Below are 16367 nucleotides of genomic sequence, written 5' to 3' on the forward strand. Positions count from 1 at the left end.
TACTATTTAAATATATACTAAATTACTTATAAATAATTTACAATATTAAAATAAAAATTTACTAATAAAAAAAGGGAGATAAAATTACCCTTCCTTTTTTTGTAAAATATTATTTGTATGAAATTTACAACAACAAAAAATTACTTTTTATTATTTTTTAGAGTATTTTTTTCAAAATCTATTAATTTTCTTTGTATATCTGTATGATTTCCAGCATAACCTAGTAATTTTCCACTTTTCCCCACAACTCTATGGCATGGAATTATTATAGGAACAGGATTAGATCTATTAGCCTGACCAATTGATCTTACAGCTTTATCCTTTCCTATTTTATTAGCTATATAACTATAACTTTTTAACTCTCCATAAGGTATATTATTAAGTTCCTTCCATACTAGCTTTCTAAACTCTGTTCCTTTTATATCTAGCTTTAAATCAAATTTTTCTCTCTTTCCATCTAAATATTCATTTATTTGATCTACTACATCCTTACATTTATATTCATCTTCAATTAAATTAATATTATTTTCTTTAAATTTAATCCACTCTTCTTCTATTAATTCTATTTTCCTTAATCCTTCATCACTTTTTACTATATATATTGATCCAATGATGATATTTATTTTACAAAAATACAAATTTCCTTCTTTATTTTCCATATGGTTCCTCCTGGTAAACCTTTACTTGTTGTTTTTTTAATATTTATTACAAAATAACTTATTTTACTAGTAAATAATACGAGCATATTTTTCAATTTTAGTGTATACTAAGCTAGTTAAGAAAAAATAATATATAAGTTATAATAAATATTTAATTAAATCATATTATAATTTGATACGATATAAGTAAAGCTAATATTAAAACAACTTATATAAAAATGAAAAAAATATATATTATATTTAATTATAAATTATTTTAAATACTAAAAGAAAGAGGATTTTGAATGAACGAAATAAAATTTAGTAACTTAGGGCTTAAGGATACCCTTTTGAAATCTATTAATGATTTAGGTTTTGAAAAACCATCACAAATACAAGCTGAAGCAATACCTGTAGCTATACAAGGATATGACCTTATCGGTCAAGCTCAAACTGGTACTGGTAAAACTGCTGCTTTTGGATGTGGAATTATTAATCATATTTCTAGTAAAAGTGGTCTTAGTGCTATAATACTAGCCCCAACAAGAGAATTAGCTATCCAAGTTAATGATGAGCTAAAAAGATTATCAAAATATGATGATTTAACAATATTACCTGTTTATGGTGGAGATCCAATAACAAACCAAATAAGAGCATTAAAGAGAAATGTAAATATAGTGGTTGGTACTCCAGGTAGAGTTTTAGATCATATAAAAAGAGGAACTATAAAATTAGATAAGATTAAATTCCTAGTTTTAGATGAAGCTGATGAAATGTTAAATATGGGATTCATAGATGACTTAGAAGATATAATAAAACAATTACCATCTGAAAGACAAACTTTATTATTCTCAGCAACTATGCCTGATCCAATAAGAAAATTAGCTAAGAGATATATGAAACCAGATGCTAAGCATATATCTATAAAGAAGACTTCCATGACTGTATCTAAGATAAGTCAAAACTTTTTTGAAGTATCTCATAAAACAAGATTTGAAGCACTTTGTAGAGTTTTAGATTTTGATACTCCATCATCTGCTATTATCTTCTGTAGAACTAAGAAGGGTGTAGATGAATTAGTTGAAGGTATGCAATCAAGAGGATATGTTGTTGAGGGTATGCACGGAGATATGTCTCAAGCACATAGATTAAGAACTTTAAAGAAGTTTAAAGAAGGTTCTTTAAATTATTTAGTTGCAACTGATGTAGCTGCAAGAGGAATAGATGTTGAAGGTATAACACACGTTATAAACTATGACTTACCGCAAGACGTTGAAAGCTATGTTCATAGAATAGGTAGAACTGGAAGAGCAAATAGAGAAGGTACTGCTTACTCATTAGTTTCTCCTAAGGAATTCTCAATGCTAAAGCAAATAAAATCAGTAACTAAAAGTGATATTGTTAGAAAAAATATCCCAACAGTTAGTGATATATTTAATAGTAAATCTACATCTATATTAGAGGATGTTACTAATACTATAAATGACTCAGATTACTCAAAGTTTATTCCAGTAGCAAAAGAATTAACTGAAAAGTATGATTCTGTAGAGATTATTGCAGCTTTAATAAAGAATAAATTTAATGATGAGTTACTTGAAACTTATACATCTAATGCTTTAGAAGCTCCTAAGTCAGAGGATATACGCTTATTCTTATCTATTGGAAGAAGAGATGGTATAAATCCTAAGACTCTAGTTAACTTTATTAAGGATACTGCTAGAGTAAAGGCTTCTTCTATAGGTGATATAGACATATTAGAAAACTTCTCATTTGTTAATATATCTCCTGATATTAAAGATAAAGTTCTTGATAAATGTATCGGTGTTAAGCTTAATAAGAGAAAAGTAAACATCGAAGTCGCTAATAGAAAAAGAAAATAATTAAATTAAACAAGGCTATTTTAAGCTTAAGGTAAGCATTAAATAGCCTTTTATATTATGTTTTTTATTATTTACACTTCTTTTTTATTCCTTCATAAAGATACTTTAAATATTCAATATCTTTCTCTTCAGTTTCTAATATCTTTATTCTATCTTCTACCCTTTTTATAGTTTCTTTAGCTTCTTCAAAATCTTTATGATTTATACATGTACTTGTATATTCTAATAGATAATCTATCTTCAATACTACTTCTGCTAAATCCTCTCTATTATCATTAACTAAATCTACTAATAAAGAATATATTTTAGGAGATGTATCTTTTCTTACACTACTTAGTAAGTCATTATTTTTACTATTTTTTCTTCCCATGCTATCACCTCTACTCTAATATTATCATACTATATTTTATTATTTATAATAATTTATATCATATTTTAATACTATACCCAATACATTTTAAAATATAAAGGAATTTTAGGAGGTTTATATTAATGCAGCAATATATTTGCGTACCTTGTACCTATATCTATGATCCAGAATATGGAGATCCCGAAAATGGAATAGATCCTGATACAGCGTTCGGAGATCTACCAGATGATTGGGTTTGCCCAGTTTGCGGGGCTTCAAAAGATGAATTTGATCCATTAGACGAGTAACTTAACCTAAAAAACAGTCATAAAGACTGTTTTTTAGGTTCTTTTAACTAAGTTAATTTTAAAATCGTTTATATATGAAATTGTTTCACTGCATAAATTAGCTTCTTTATTAATAATATTATCAATATCAATTAATATATCTTTAATATCTTTTTTATTTTTAGACTTTTCATATGCTAACTTTCCTAAATTACATAAATCACTTTTTATATTATCATTAAAATTAATTAAGGGTATTCTAGAGACATATCCAGAAGTTATCATGTTACTTCTATTTAAAATTCCTCTTACAATATAAGTTACTAAAGTAGAATTTAAATAAGCTAAAAGCCAAAAGCTGTCTTCATCAGTACATATAATGCATGTGTTTACACCAAAGGTACTTTCTTTAGGTAGCTTGCAAGCAGTAAATTGAACCCCCATAGATGAACAAATTATTCCTGATTTATATAAAAACTCCTTGTTCCTTACTATAAAGTTAGAAATTCCTCTTGAAATATTAATAAAATCCTTATTAATATATATGACCTTATCTGTATAGAATTTATCTTTTCCTGGATTTTTATAAAATGGAACTGTATATGGTTCTACTTTTTCCGTTGATAAATATAGCTTATCATTTCCAGTTGAAATTCCAGTTATACAATTAAACTTATCTTTTAATCTATCATTATTAAATAATATCTTAATATCTTCAGGACATTCTATTAAGAATTCACTATTATCATATTTATTGTTCAATATAATGTTTTTTAAAGAATTTACTTTATATTTATTTTTATTAGAGTTTAATGTTTTTATTAATTCATTTTTATTTGTACATCTATTATTTATAATTATATTTCCTTGGAAATCTAGCCCCTTTTGTAATATAACTATGCTTGTTCTAACATCCGCACCTTGCTCAGAAAACAAGTCTGTTGGACACATTGTTATTTCATGTATAGAACAGGTCTTTAAGATTTTTTTCCTAAGTCCCTCATAGCTTTTAGATGTTAAGAAGGAATCATGAGTTATTATTCCTATCGCCGCTCCATCCTTTGCTAAATCTATTATTGCTGATATAAATATCCCATACATATTATGAGTTCCTACATCCCCAAAATATCTTTTTAGCTCCTTTTTATTTTCCCTTATATATTCTACTTCATGACAATTATACGGTGGATTTAATACATAGTAATCATGATTTAACTCTTTAATTTTTTTATTTTCATCAATATTCTTATAATAATATTTTATAAAATCTGTATTTTTAAATTTACAGTTATATTCTTGTTTATAATTAATAATATCTATACCATAAGTATCTATATTAAAACTCTTAAATGGTTTAAGCATTTCCTCTCTTCCACAACAAGGATCAAGTACACTTTTACCACTACTATTTATTCCTAATACTCGTCTTGCAATATAATTACTTATAAAATTTGGAGTTGAATAATATCCTATTTTTCTTTTATCTATATATGTTTCATCTATTATATTTTCTTTTATTACTTTTTCTTTTCTACCCATAAGCATTATCTCCAATTTTCAATATATAATATTATATTACAAGTATACACTAAATTAATAAACTAAATTATCAAAGCTATTAGCACTTAACACTAATACATCTCCGCTTTTTACAATTGTAGATCCCTTAGGTACTATAACTTCATCATTACGTTTTATCATTACTATTAATATATCTTCAGGAATATCTGAGTCCATAATACTCTTATCAGCCCATTTACTATCTTCTAATATATTAACTTCCATAAGTTTTGTGCTTTTATCTTCTTTATAGTCATTAAAGGTTCTTAAAACAGGAGTACTATCATCTACTAAATCTAGCTTTTGAGCAACCTTTGGTATTAATGTTCCTTGAATTGCAACAGAGAATAAAGCTATAAAGAACATTATATGAAATATATCATTTTGTATATTTACTCCATAGGTTACTGCGTATATTGCAAAAACTATTGAGGCTGCCCCTCTTAATCCTACCCATGAAATAAATATTTTTTCTTTTACAGAATAATCAAATTTGCTTAATATAATAAATGTAGCAAGAGGTCTTGCTATTACTATCATAAATATCGATATTGCTATAGATATACCAATTACACTTGGTAATTCAGATGGGAATGATAATAAGCCTAACATAAAGAATAAACCTATTTGCATTATCCATGATACTCCATCAAAGAAATGGAATAAACTCTTCTTATGTGGTATTTTACTATTACCTATTATTATACCTGCCATATATACGCTTAGATACCCATTTCCACCAAGCCATTCAGTAACTGCATATGACAATATAGCAATAGCTGTTATAAATATAGTATAAAATCCTTCTACTTCAAAATTAGCACGCCTTATTATATAAACAGTTGCTTTTGCTAATACACTTCCTACTAATATTCCAAACAATATTTGTTTTATTATCATTGGAACTATTGATTCTACACCTGAATTAGACATAAGAGTTAAAACTATAAGTGTTAACATATACGCAATAGGATCATTACTACCACTTTCTATTTCTAATAATGGTGCTAAAGAGCCTTTTAAGTTAAGTTTTTGGGAACGTAATATTGAAAACACAGATGCAGCATCAGTTGATCCTACTACAGACCCAATAAGTAGCCCCTCTAACAAACTAGTACCTAGTACAAAGTAACAAAATAATCCCGTTAATCCAGCTGTAATTATAACCCCTAAGGTAGACATTAATATAGATGGAACAGCTGACTTTCTAGCAGTCTTCCAATTTGTTCCAAAACCACCATAGAACATTATAAATACTAATCCTAATGAACATATTTTACTGGTTAAATCATAATTGTCAAAATATATTCCTACAATGCCATCAGAACCAAATAACATTCCTAATACTATAAAAATTAAAAGCATAGGAACTCCAAACTTGTATAAAATTTTACTAGATGTTATGCAAATTAATAATATTAATCCACATATAATCATTAATTCAATCATATTACCTCCTTAAAAAATATTTTTTCATAATTTAATTATACACTATAACTTATCCCTATCCCAATTAACAATCTTTAAATTTATTACTATATTAATTAACAATATCTTAACTTTTACTTTTATAAAGCTTTTAGTTGTTAATTAAAGATCTATAAAATTTATATATTACTTTAATAATTATTTTTATTTTCCTAATTTAGGCTATGATATATTACTATATTCAAAATCTTCAATAGATGCTTTATATATTTATATAAATAACATAAAAAGGGACATCTTTACTTTTTATAGTTAAAGATGATCCCTTTTATTAATTATACTTTAAATTTAGCTATTAATTTATCTAAATTATTCGATAGCTCTGCAAGTTGATTCATTGAAGCTGCTTGTTCATCTATTGAAACCAATGTACTTTATATTTAAACTCTTTTTAATCAAGTAAAACTAAATTTATTAATCTTATATTTTATCTAACAATATTTCCTCTGTAAATACATCTAAAGGACAATATCCACTTATTCCTGAAACATTTCCAGCTTCTAAATATTGAAATCCTATCCAGCTATTCCATATAGGATTGTCTTCAGGTGTAGTCACATCATAATCAGCTACCCATAGTGGATACTTTGATAAGTCCTTTGTAAGACTTGTTTTTGCAAAGTTTGTATATGTGTATACTACAACCTCCTTTCCTGTAAGTCTTTTTACTTCTTCTAAGAAAGTTATACACATATTAGATAACTCCTCTGCTTCATACCAATCTGTTAATTCAATATCTAAAGCCAACCTACAGTTTGAATCTTTTCCATTTACATAACTTGCAAAATAATGGGCTTGTGCTTTTGCATCTACTCTTGCTCTAAAGAAATGGTAGAATCCTATCAACATATTATTGTTCTTTGAACCTAAATAATATTCCCTTAACCTTGGATTTACATAATAATTACCTTCCGTCGCTTTTATATATACAATTTGAACTCCACTTTCACTAATCTTTCTAAAGTCAACTTCTCCTTGCCAACTTGATATATCTATTCCTTTGTATTTTCCAGTGTTTATTGATTGCATATCATCCTCTCCTCTAAAGTTTGAATAATTGATTTTAAGATACAATATAATATGCAACCAAACCTAGAAATGTAATTGATATATAATAATAAAAAACTCCCATTATATAGGGAGTTTTTTATTATGAAGCTATTCTTTACACTTTATAAACCATTTAAACCTAATATACTTATAAAATCATCTATTTCCTCTTTTTCTAAGTATATTTGACCTAAGGTTCCATGTTTTAAATCTACCTTTTTTAAAGAATGAAAATCGGATCCAGCTGTATATATTATGCCTTTTTCCTTGGCTACATTTATAAAGTAATCTGTATCTTCATCCTTATTTCTATAGTATTTTGCTTCTATTCCATCAAAATTTAAGTTGATTATATCTTCAAATATATCCCTACTAAGTAACGTTGGATGAGCTAAAACTACTTTAGCGTTATAATTACGCAAAAACTCTATTCCTGCTGAAGTTAATATTTTACCGCCTTGAGATTTAAAACTCAATTTTCCTTTAAAATAAATTTGACAAGCCTTAAATTTACCAATACATATATTATTTAAAATCATCTTAAATTCATCACCTTCATATTTATCATCAGTAAAATATCCTAATATATGAACCCTCTTCCCCTTGAACCTTGTTGAAAGCTCTATTCCTGGTATAACTTTAACTCCATGAATTTTTCCTACTTTGATAGCCTCTTTATTACCACTTATAGTATTATGATCTGTTAAAGAAATTATGTCTAAATTTCTTTCTTTAGCTAATAAAACTATTTCACCTGGTTTTAACTCCCCATCTGATTTTGTTGAGTGAATATGAAAATCTCCCTTTGTGTACATTTTTAATCCTTTAATGCTTACTTATAATTTATAATATTTTACTTAAGCATTTTTGATATACTAATATAATTTTAATATCCTAAATTCTCATTTAAAATTAATACTTTAATTCTTCCTTTAATAAATTGACCTCTAATTACTACAAAGTCATTACAAATCCTATTTGGGCTTTTACAATCAACACAGCTTCCAAGTTTTGTACATGGTGTATCTTTATTTAATCTTTTTGCATCAATAGGAGCTGAATAATTCCTCACTCGCCTCTCGGCTTCTTCTATATCTTTAACAATTTTATTTGTTCCAGCTATAATAATAACCTGCTCTGGTCCATATATCATTGGAGCGACTCTGCTTCCGTTCCCATCTATGTTATATAATTCTCCACTCTCAGTTAATGCATTTGTACTACAAAGAAAAGTATCTGTTGAAAAATTCTTAATATATATCTCTCTTTTTTCATCTCTATTTATGTTCTCTTCATATTTGTCTAAAAAGTTAAATTTTCCACTTCTTATAAAGTCTATTACACCAGTTTCAGAAAGAGTCATAGAATCTCCAACTCCAATAATAGATCCTTCTTCTATAAGCTCTTCTAACTTTTTAATTAGCTCTTCTCTACTTTTAACATAATACCCTTCCATATTGTGGCTATTTAAATTTTTTATAGTTCTTTCAACTCGTTTTTCAATATACCATTCAACATTTTTATCCATATCTATATCCCCCTATACTACAACTCTAACCTTTAGTATAAACTTATGTATATTATATCATGCAAAAATAAAATGTAGGCTGTAGATAACATATAATAAATTATCTACAGCCTCTTATTAATAATATATTAATTTAAATTTTTAATTGTACAAATAGTATTTAGATGCTTTATTTTTAAAACCTTCAGCTTCTTCTTCCCACTTCTTTAATAAATAATTAGCATTTAATTCTTTTCCTAGCTTTTCTCTTAAATCTTTAGTACCTGAAAGAGCATCTAAAAACATTCCATATCCTTCAGTATATATAAACTCAAGATTTCCTTTATCCATTTTTATTATAGTTTCAAGTAGATGCACTCCAACCTCTACTGCATTTACTTCTCTTATGTCTGTTAAATGTATTTGAACTCCCCCACACATCTTACCTTCATGCTTTGAAAAGGTAGGTGTATAGTATAATGGCCTAAATTTAACACCATTAATATTTTTTTCTTCCATCCTCTTTGCTAATTCATAACCATCTATCCATGGTGCACCAACTATTTCAAAAGGCTTCGTCGTTCCTCTCCCTTCAGATATATTAGTACCCTCTAAAAGACAAGTTCCATTATATAATATTGCTGTAGAAAGGCTTGGCATATTAGGAGAAGGACTTATCCATGGTAAATCTGTATCACTATGAAGCATCCATCTTTCCCATCCTTCTATTTTAATAACCTCTAAATCACAACCTATGTTAAGCTCATTATTGAAATAATATGCAAGTTCGCCTATAGTTAAACCATATCTTATAGGAATTGGATACATACCAACAAATGTCTTAAAACTTTCTTCTAATATATTACCCTCAACTTTTTCTCCTCCTAATATATTTACTCTATCTAATACTACAAACTTTTTATTATTCTCCTTGCAGGCTTCTAAACAATAAGCCATTGTGTATATATAAGTATAGAATCTTGATCCAACATCACCTATATCAAATACTAGTACATCTATATTTTCTAACATCTCTTTTGAAGGTTTTTTATTATCACCATAAAGGCTATAGACTTTTACTCCTGTTTTTTCATCTACATAACTACTTACCTCTTCTCCTGCTTGAAGGTTTCCTCTTATTCCATGCTCTGGAGAAAATAGAGATACTAAATTAAAATTTTCATTAAATACATCTATTGTATATTGAAAGTTTTTATTTATTCCACTAGGAGATGTTATAAGTCCAACCTTATTATTTCCTACAATATTTTTAATTTCTTCTAAATTATCTATTCCATTAAAAATTTTATGTTTCATATAAAATCACTCCTTTTAAATTTAGATATGATACTAAAAATCAAGGGCGACTCTTAGAGTCACCCTATAGTTTTTAATTTTTATATAAATTTTTAATAAATTACATTGAATGTGCTTGTGATTCTGCTAATTGTTCTGCTTCTTCTTTTAATAAGTTCTTTTCATACATTTTAAAGAATGGATAGAATATAACTAATGATATAGTAAAGTTAATTATAACAAGAACGGCTGCTCTCCAGTCATTTGTAGCCATAGCAGCTTTAATTGGTGACGGTAATACCCATGGTGCCATTACTGAAACTTTACTTACAAGATTTAAACTCATAGCTATATAAGTTATTGTACAGTTTATAACTGGTCCTACTACAAATGGTATTGCTAATATTGGGTTAAGAACTATTGGAGCACCAAACATAATTGGCTCATTTATATTAAATATTCCCGGTATAATTGAGAACTTACCAACTTGCTTTAAATAAGCTGACTTAGAGAAAATGAATAATATACAAAGTGCTAATGTACCACCTGATCCACCTATCCATACAAATAAATCAAAGAATCCTTCTGTACCTATGTTTTGTGCAACATTTCCTGCTGCTGCTGCAGCCATATTTTCATCAAGTAAAACTAACCATATTGGTCTTAAAAGTGATCCTATAACTGATACTCCGTGAACTCCTGATGCCCATAATAAACATATAAATAATGTTGGTAGTAATACTCCTAAATAACTGTTACCTGCAACATTTACTAATGGACTAAATAATTTAGCTAATAAAACATTTATATCAAATCCAAGCATTACTCTTACAAACCATAGTGAAGTTATTACTATGGCTGCTGGAATTAAAGCTTCAAAGCTTCTTGCAACAGATGGTGGAACTTGATCTGGCATTTTAATTGTAACATTTTTAGTCTTACAGAATCTTAATATTTCTACTGCCACAATCATACTTAAAATTGCAGTGAACATTCCTGCTCCACCTAGGTATTCCATTTTAAGAACCCAACCCAAAGCAGTGTCTGTAGCTTTATCTGTAACATTTAGTGGAATATTTAAGCTTAATAAAGCTGCCATTGAAAGAACTCCACCTGATATACCATCTAATTTATAGGATTTTGCAAGTGCATATCCCATTCCATAACTTGCATATAAAGACATTAATCCCATTGTAATTCTAAATGGTAAAACTATATTTCCAGCATGTGGTGCTATAAATTCTTTCCATGCTGGTATTGGTATATTGATAATTAATAAAAAGAAACATCCAACAAGTATTAAAGAAAGTGTTGATATAATTCCATCTCTAATTGCTCTTAAGTGCTTTTGCTCAGACATCCTTGCCATTGGCGGCATCATTTTTTCTTCCATAAACTTCATAAGTTTTTCCATAAAATAGCTTTCCCCCTAAAATAATAATTTTCATTTAGTTTAAATATGTTTAATAATCTTACAGATCCTAATGGTATGAAAATTTTCAAATTAACAAAACCATTAGAATGTTAATTTATCTCCTTTCTTCTTAAAATTTATATTTAAGTTTATAATTAAACTTTTATTACTTACCTAATTAAAAACGTTTTTTCATCTGAAATTACATCTAGTGTTTCTCTTTCTATATTTTCAACTTTAAAGAATCCATTTCCTACTTTAAGTTTTTCTATAAATTTTTCTACGCTATCTTCTCTTCCTTGTACTTCTATATGAATTGCTCCAGCTTCTCCCCTTTTAGATAGTCCAGTAAGCTTTAATGAAGAAGCACTCATTTGTGCAAAATACCTTATTCCTCCATCAGCTATATTTCCTGTTACAATAAGTTTTTGTCTAATCATTTTAAATCACTCCTAATCTAGCTTTATAAAATTTAAATAATATATATTTACTTAACCCTCATAATATAATGGGCTATTTAACATTGTTTATTGCCTTTTAAGGTACATATAATATGCCCCTTTAGCCGAAGAAACATCCTCATCAACTAAGTTATAACCCTTTATTAAATTATTAAGTTCATTTATAAAGCTTTCTTTAACAAAATCTATTTTTGTAATAATACTTCCCTTTATTGCTATATCAACTTTTTTATCTAAGTTAAGAAGTTTATACGCTTTATATGTATTTCTAGCTAAATGAAATCCTGCCTTTTTTAGAATATCAATCCCATCTTCATCTCCTAATTTAGCTGCTTTAACTATGTTTGGCACTAAGGCTGCTATATCACCTTTATTAGATGAGTAAACAAATTTTACTAAGCTTGGTATGTCTTTTACATTAATATCTTCTAAAATTTTTTTTGATAAATAACTGAATTCTTTTCCATCATCCTTATCATTTACTATTTTCTTTAAGGCTTCTACTGCAATAAAATATCCACTGCCTTCATCACCAAGTATATTTCCCCATCCTCCAACTCTTAAGTTTTCATTTCCTCTTTTTGCATAACTTATTGATCCTGTTCCCGATATAGTTAAAATCCCATCTTTACCCTTTAACATAGCATTTATTGCAAGATCAGCATCACTGACAACTGTAACACTTATAGGAAATCTTTCTTCAATATAAGATTTTATTACTTCCTTATTATTCCCAGTATCAGCCCCTGCAAGACCAGCATAAATATGAATACACTTGCTTTCATCTAAATTTTTTAAGCATTTAAGTATCGATATTTCAATATTTTTAAGTCCTTCTTCCTTATTAACTACAATGTTTCCAAAACCAGCTATTCCTTCTGCAATCTTATTTCCTCTAAGATCATACGCTATTGCTTCTGTTTTACTTCCTCCTCCATCAACTCCAATAACATATTCAACGTTGACTAACTCGTCTACTATTTTTCTCATTCTATTTCTACTTTCTATTACCTTAAAATAATTTTTTATATAGGTTTTTAATTCATTTGTTACTTTATTTTGTATTTCTTCTCCATCAAATCCCTTAGTTATTAAGTTTTCAGCTTTAATTTCAAGAAATTTATCTATATTATTGTATATACTTTCCTTATCTTTTAAACTACTAACTTCGTATTCTATAGTGCTTAAGTCTACATAATATAATACTGGTCTTCCTTCTCTTTTATATATTAACTTCATATCCATAAGCTTCTTAAAATGCTTCACAACATTTGATCTATGCATATTTAATTGTGTAGCTACAGTTTTAGCATCAATTCCTTTTATTTCTCCTAAAACATATTGTTTTCTACATTCATCTTTTATAACTTCATAAACTAATTCATGCTTTAACATTTTTACCGCCTTGTCTACATACTTTACTATTTAACTTTACGTTTATTAGGTTTTATATATTTAGAGTAATCTATTAAGCCCTTCATCTCTTTATTTTCTATCATCATCCTTGATAATTCAAAAAACATAATTACAGAAGTAATAAAAATAAATATTAATATCTTCCAAATGAAATCAGGCATTTGTGCAAATAGTAGTTTAGGTATTATTAGTATTAATGGTCCTACGCACCCTATTACCCAACGATTTATTTTTATTTTTTTTACTTTACAAAAGTAATGTGTTAATTTAACTGGAACGATTACAATTCCTATAGATAAAATTAAATATAGTCCTAAACTTAATAAGCTTTTTAGCATTTTTATCACCCTATTTCACATTTATTTTCAATAATTTTGTAAGAATTTCTAAATTAATACATCTATTATACACTTATATAATACATTGATATCGTTAACAAGTCTATGTTTTTGAAATAAAATTTCAAATTTTATCACTTTTTCTGAATTAAACTATATTTATATGTATTTTTTCATAATTTTGTATATTATATTATTATTTTCTAAATTTTTTATTATAAGAAATTACACACTATTATATACACTTATACTTTCATTCTAAATTTTGCTAATTTTATACTAAATTTTCATTAAATTTTATTTATTTTATATAAAAATATACTAAAGTATTATTAAAGTCCTTTTATTTTATATACATATTAAATAAATAGGTTATACTAATTTTATATATTATAAAAAAGTGGGTGAAAATAATTAACTATATAGTATATGATTTAGAATTTAATCAAAAATCTTTAAATAGTTCTAATAATAAAGATATATTAAAACTACCATTTGAAATAATTCAAATTGGAGCACTAAAATTTGATGAAAACTTTGATATAATAGATAATTTTAATAGGTTGATAAAACCTACAGTACACAATACAGTTCACCCTTACGTAGAAAGCCTAACTAACATAACTACTGATAGACTAGCTTTGTGCGAGACATTTCCTAAGGTATATCATGACTTTATAGAATTTATTAGTGATAGTGAAATAATACTTTGTGTGTGGGGAAAAACTGATATAAAAGAACTTATTAGAAATGCAAAATTTCATAATTTACCTATATCGTCAATACCTAAAAGATATATTGATGTGCAAATGTACTCCTCAAGTTATTTTAAAATTCCAAAGGGATCAAAGATAGGATTGAAAACTTCTGTGGAACTTCTAAATATAAAATTTGAAGATAATTTTCATGATGCCTATTATGATGCTTACTATACTTTAGAGGTCTATAAAAGTATTTATAAATATAGCACACCACCTAAAATTTGTAATTTCACCTCCGAGAGAAGAAATATTACTTCTAACAGTCAAGTTGATAATAAAGCATTAATTGAACAATTTGAAAAAATGTATAATAGAAAAATGTCTGATGAAGAAAAAGCTATAATAAAGCTTGCATATATTATGGGTAAGACTAATCAATTTACAACTTAGCTAATACTGTGCCTTATAATTTTAATTAAAAAAAATTACTATATTAATATAAATTATTATAAAAAGGCTGCCCTTATTAAGGCAACCTTTTATATACTTTTATATACTTTTATAATATTCGCTATGGCTCCATAAAATTAAGAATTTGTGCTTTTATACTATACCTATAGTTCCTAATATTATACTTACTATTAATGCCAAGGTTGGTATAGCAACTGACACCATAAATATATCTAGATAAGAATCTTTATGTGTAAGTCCACAAACTGTAAGTAGTGTTATTACTGCGCCATTATGTGGTAAAGTATCTAGTCCCCCGCAAGCTACGGTAGCAACTCTATGAAGTGCTTCAGGACTTATACCATATGTCATTGCCATATTAGTTAAAGTATCCCCTAAAGCTCCTAAAGCAATACTCATTCCTCCAGAGGCTGATCCTGTAATACCAGCTAAAACTGATACAGATATCCCTTCAGTGATTAATGGATTAGATGATATTCCAAGAAGTCCATTCTTTATTATTGCAAAGCCTGCAAGAGAAGAAATTACATTTCCATACCCAACAGCAGTAGCAGTATTTAATATAGCTGGTAGTGAACCTGCTGCACCCTCGTTCACTATCTTAAGCTTATCATTTATTCGTTTATAGTTTAAAATCAATGTCGTAATAATAGCTATAAGTAACGCTACTATTAAAGACCAAGATCCGCCTGATTTAGCAATTGTAGTATTAAAGCCTTCTAGCCATGCCCAATCGAATCTTCCTTCTACAAAAACATAATTTGAGAGAACAAAGTTTAAAACTAGTACTAATATTATTGGTAATATAGAGACTCCAAATGAAGGTAAGTTCTCAGTTTGCATTTTAACATCCTTTTCTTTAGTACTACCGAAGCCTTCTCCACTTTGCATTCCTTTTCTAGCTCTATACATAAGCCATAAACTTCCACAACCAAACATTACAAGAGATGCCACTATTCCCATTATAGGAGCTGCCCAGGTATTAGTGCCAAAGAACGGCATTGGTATAGCATTTTGTATTTGAGGGGTACCTGGAAGTGCTGTCATTGTAAAAGTAAATGACCCAAGTGCTATTGACCCAGGTATTAATCTCTTTGGAATACCAGCTGCTCTATATAAAGAAACTGCGATTGGATAAACAGCAAAGGCTACTACAAATAGTGATACTCCACCATAAGTAAGTATTGCACAAGATACCACTACAGCTAAAATCGCCTTCTCCTTTCCAAGCCATTTTGCTACAGAATTAGATATTGAGTTGGCAGCACCAGTGTTGTCCATAACCTTACCAAATATGGCTCCAAGTAAGAATATAGGAAAATACTGCTTAACATAATTAGCTAAACTCATCATATAAGTTTCTGTATAAACAGGTAATAAACCAAAGCTTCCACTTAAAAGTACAGCAAGAAGTGCAAGTATTGGTGTTAATATAATTACGCTTACTCCTTTATAAGCAAGATACATAAGAAGTGCTAATGATAATATAATACCTATAACCCCTAACATAT

16 protein-coding genes are annotated in these 16367 nt (G+C 27.6%); 3 read left to right on the forward strand and 13 right to left on the reverse strand.

What is annotated here, in order from left to right:
• Window positions 1-140 precede the first annotated feature (140 nt).
• Window positions 141-659, reverse strand: a complete 519-nt coding sequence (locus tag ACH36K_RS01280) for a methylated-DNA--[protein]-cysteine S-methyltransferase (protein ID WP_411169231.1) — start codon at window positions 657-659, stop codon at window positions 141-143.
• Between the two features lie 284 nt (window positions 660-943).
• Between ACH36K_RS01280 and ACH36K_RS01285 the strand changes: the two genes are divergently transcribed.
• Window positions 944-2518, forward strand: a complete 1575-nt coding sequence (locus ACH36K_RS01285) for a DEAD/DEAH box helicase (RefSeq protein WP_411169232.1) — start codon at window positions 944-946, stop codon at window positions 2516-2518.
• A gap of 67 nt (window positions 2519-2585) precedes the next feature.
• On the opposite strand, the gene ACH36K_RS01290 is transcribed toward ACH36K_RS01285, so the two are convergent.
• Complete coding sequence (locus ACH36K_RS01290; RefSeq protein ID WP_411169233.1) at window positions 2586-2888, reverse strand: hypothetical protein; 303 nt, start codon at window positions 2886-2888, stop codon at window positions 2586-2588.
• Between the two features lie 122 nt (window positions 2889-3010).
• Here ACH36K_RS01290 and rd point away from each other — a divergent pair, with 122 nt between their 5' ends.
• On the forward strand, window positions 3011-3175 hold the full coding sequence (gene rd / locus ACH36K_RS01295; protein WP_322546042.1) for a rubredoxin: 165 nt from the start codon (window positions 3011-3013) through the stop codon (window positions 3173-3175).
• A 33-nt stretch (window positions 3176-3208) separates the two neighbouring features.
• Here rd and ACH36K_RS01300 read toward each other — a convergent pair whose 3' ends face one another.
• The 10 genes from ACH36K_RS01300 to ACH36K_RS01345 form a co-directional block, all read right to left on the reverse strand.
• Entirely contained in the window at window positions 3209-4693 is a 1485-nt protein-coding gene (locus tag ACH36K_RS01300) for an N-6 DNA methylase (protein WP_411169234.1), read from the reverse strand.
• Window positions 4694-4747: 54 nt separating this feature from the next.
• Complete coding sequence (locus ACH36K_RS01305) at window positions 4748-6163, reverse strand: potassium/proton antiporter (RefSeq protein ID WP_411169235.1); 1416 nt, start codon at window positions 6161-6163, stop codon at window positions 4748-4750.
• Between the two features lie 459 nt (window positions 6164-6622).
• A complete protein-coding gene (locus ACH36K_RS01310; protein ID WP_411169236.1) occupies window positions 6623-7231 on the reverse strand; it encodes a GH25 family lysozyme in 609 nt (202 codons plus the stop codon).
• 143 nt (window positions 7232-7374) lie between these two features.
• Window positions 7375-8067: a PHP domain-containing protein gene (locus ACH36K_RS01315; protein ID WP_411169237.1), complete on the reverse strand. Its 693-nt coding sequence runs from the start codon at window positions 8065-8067 to the stop codon at window positions 7375-7377.
• 71 nt (window positions 8068-8138) lie between these two features.
• Window positions 8139-8780 carry a lactate utilization protein gene (locus ACH36K_RS01320; protein WP_411169238.1) on the reverse strand — a complete coding sequence of 214 codons (642 nt, stop codon included), beginning with the start codon at window positions 8778-8780 and terminating at the stop codon, window positions 8139-8141.
• A gap of 141 nt (window positions 8781-8921) precedes the next feature.
• Window positions 8922-10076, reverse strand: a complete 1155-nt coding sequence (locus tag ACH36K_RS01325) for an exo-beta-N-acetylmuramidase NamZ domain-containing protein (RefSeq protein WP_411169239.1) — start codon at window positions 10074-10076, stop codon at window positions 8922-8924.
• A gap of 100 nt (window positions 10077-10176) precedes the next feature.
• Window positions 10177-11469, reverse strand: coding sequence for a PTS sugar transporter subunit IIC (locus tag ACH36K_RS01330; RefSeq protein ID WP_411169240.1), 1293 nt, complete (start codon window positions 11467-11469; stop codon window positions 10177-10179).
• A gap of 170 nt (window positions 11470-11639) precedes the next feature.
• Window positions 11640-11909 carry an acylphosphatase gene (locus ACH36K_RS01335; RefSeq protein ID WP_411169241.1) on the reverse strand — a complete coding sequence of 90 codons (270 nt, stop codon included), beginning with the start codon at window positions 11907-11909 and terminating at the stop codon, window positions 11640-11642.
• Window positions 11910-11996: 87 nt separating this feature from the next.
• Window positions 11997-13325 carry a BadF/BadG/BcrA/BcrD ATPase family protein gene (locus ACH36K_RS01340; RefSeq protein WP_411169242.1) on the reverse strand — a complete coding sequence of 443 codons (1329 nt, stop codon included), beginning with the start codon at window positions 13323-13325 and terminating at the stop codon, window positions 11997-11999.
• Window positions 13326-13351: 26 nt separating this feature from the next.
• Complete coding sequence (locus ACH36K_RS01345; RefSeq protein ID WP_411169243.1) at window positions 13352-13684, reverse strand: hypothetical protein; 333 nt, start codon at window positions 13682-13684, stop codon at window positions 13352-13354.
• A 404-nt stretch (window positions 13685-14088) separates the two neighbouring features.
• On the opposite strand from ACH36K_RS01345, the gene ACH36K_RS01350 reads away from it, so the two are divergent.
• A complete protein-coding gene (locus ACH36K_RS01350) occupies window positions 14089-14835 on the forward strand; it encodes an exonuclease domain-containing protein (protein ID WP_411169244.1) in 747 nt (248 codons plus the stop codon).
• 153 nt (window positions 14836-14988) lie between these two features.
• Here ACH36K_RS01350 and ACH36K_RS01355 read toward each other — a convergent pair whose 3' ends face one another.
• Complete coding sequence (locus tag ACH36K_RS01355; protein WP_411169245.1) at window positions 14989-16365, reverse strand: GntP family permease; 1377 nt, start codon at window positions 16363-16365, stop codon at window positions 14989-14991.
• Between the last annotated feature and the right edge of the window lie 2 nt (window positions 16366-16367).

The sequence above is a fragment of the Clostridium sp. MB05 genome (genome assembly GCF_046581255.1).
In the GTDB taxonomy this organism is placed as follows: Bacteria; Bacillota; Clostridia; order Clostridiales; family Clostridiaceae; genus Clostridium.

Excerpts from the sequence above, each read along its gene's own strand:
- ACH36K_RS01320 (WP_411169238.1), bottom strand. The coding sequence starts at position 8,780 with ATGGATAAAAATGTTGAATGGTATATTGAAAAACGAGTTGAAAGAACT.
- ACH36K_RS01355 (WP_411169245.1), bottom strand. The coding sequence starts at position 16,365 with ATGTTAGGGGTTATAGGTATTATATTATCATTAGCACTTCTTATGTAT.
- ACH36K_RS01340 (WP_411169242.1), bottom strand. The coding sequence starts at position 13,325 with ATGTTAAAGCATGAATTAGTTTATGAAGTTATAAAAGATGAATGTAGA.
- ACH36K_RS01310 (WP_411169236.1), bottom strand. The coding sequence starts at position 7,231 with ATGCAATCAATAAACACTGGAAAATACAAAGGAATAGATATATCAAGT.
- ACH36K_RS01335 (WP_411169241.1), bottom strand. The coding sequence starts at position 11,909 with ATGATTAGACAAAAACTTATTGTAACAGGAAATATAGCTGATGGAGGA.
- rd (WP_322546042.1), top strand. The coding sequence starts at position 3,011 with ATGCAGCAATATATTTGCGTACCTTGTACCTATATCTATGATCCAGAA.
- ACH36K_RS01315 (WP_411169237.1), bottom strand. The coding sequence starts at position 8,067 with ATGTACACAAAGGGAGATTTTCATATTCACTCAACAAAATCAGATGGG.
- ACH36K_RS01285 (WP_411169232.1), top strand. The coding sequence starts at position 944 with ATGAACGAAATAAAATTTAGTAACTTAGGGCTTAAGGATACCCTTTTG.
- ACH36K_RS01280 (WP_411169231.1), bottom strand. The coding sequence starts at position 659 with ATGGAAAATAAAGAAGGAAATTTGTATTTTTGTAAAATAAATATCATC.
- ACH36K_RS01345 (WP_411169243.1), bottom strand. The coding sequence starts at position 13,684 with ATGCTAAAAAGCTTATTAAGTTTAGGACTATATTTAATTTTATCTATA.
- ACH36K_RS01325 (WP_411169239.1), bottom strand. The coding sequence starts at position 10,076 with ATGAAACATAAAATTTTTAATGGAATAGATAATTTAGAAGAAATTAAA.
- ACH36K_RS01290 (WP_411169233.1), bottom strand. The coding sequence starts at position 2,888 with ATGGGAAGAAAAAATAGTAAAAATAATGACTTACTAAGTAGTGTAAGA.
- ACH36K_RS01305 (WP_411169235.1), bottom strand. The coding sequence starts at position 6,163 with ATGATTGAATTAATGATTATATGTGGATTAATATTATTAATTTGCATA.
- ACH36K_RS01300 (WP_411169234.1), bottom strand. The coding sequence starts at position 4,693 with ATGGGTAGAAAAGAAAAAGTAATAAAAGAAAATATAATAGATGAAACA.
- ACH36K_RS01330 (WP_411169240.1), bottom strand. The coding sequence starts at position 11,469 with ATGGAAAAACTTATGAAGTTTATGGAAGAAAAAATGATGCCGCCAATG.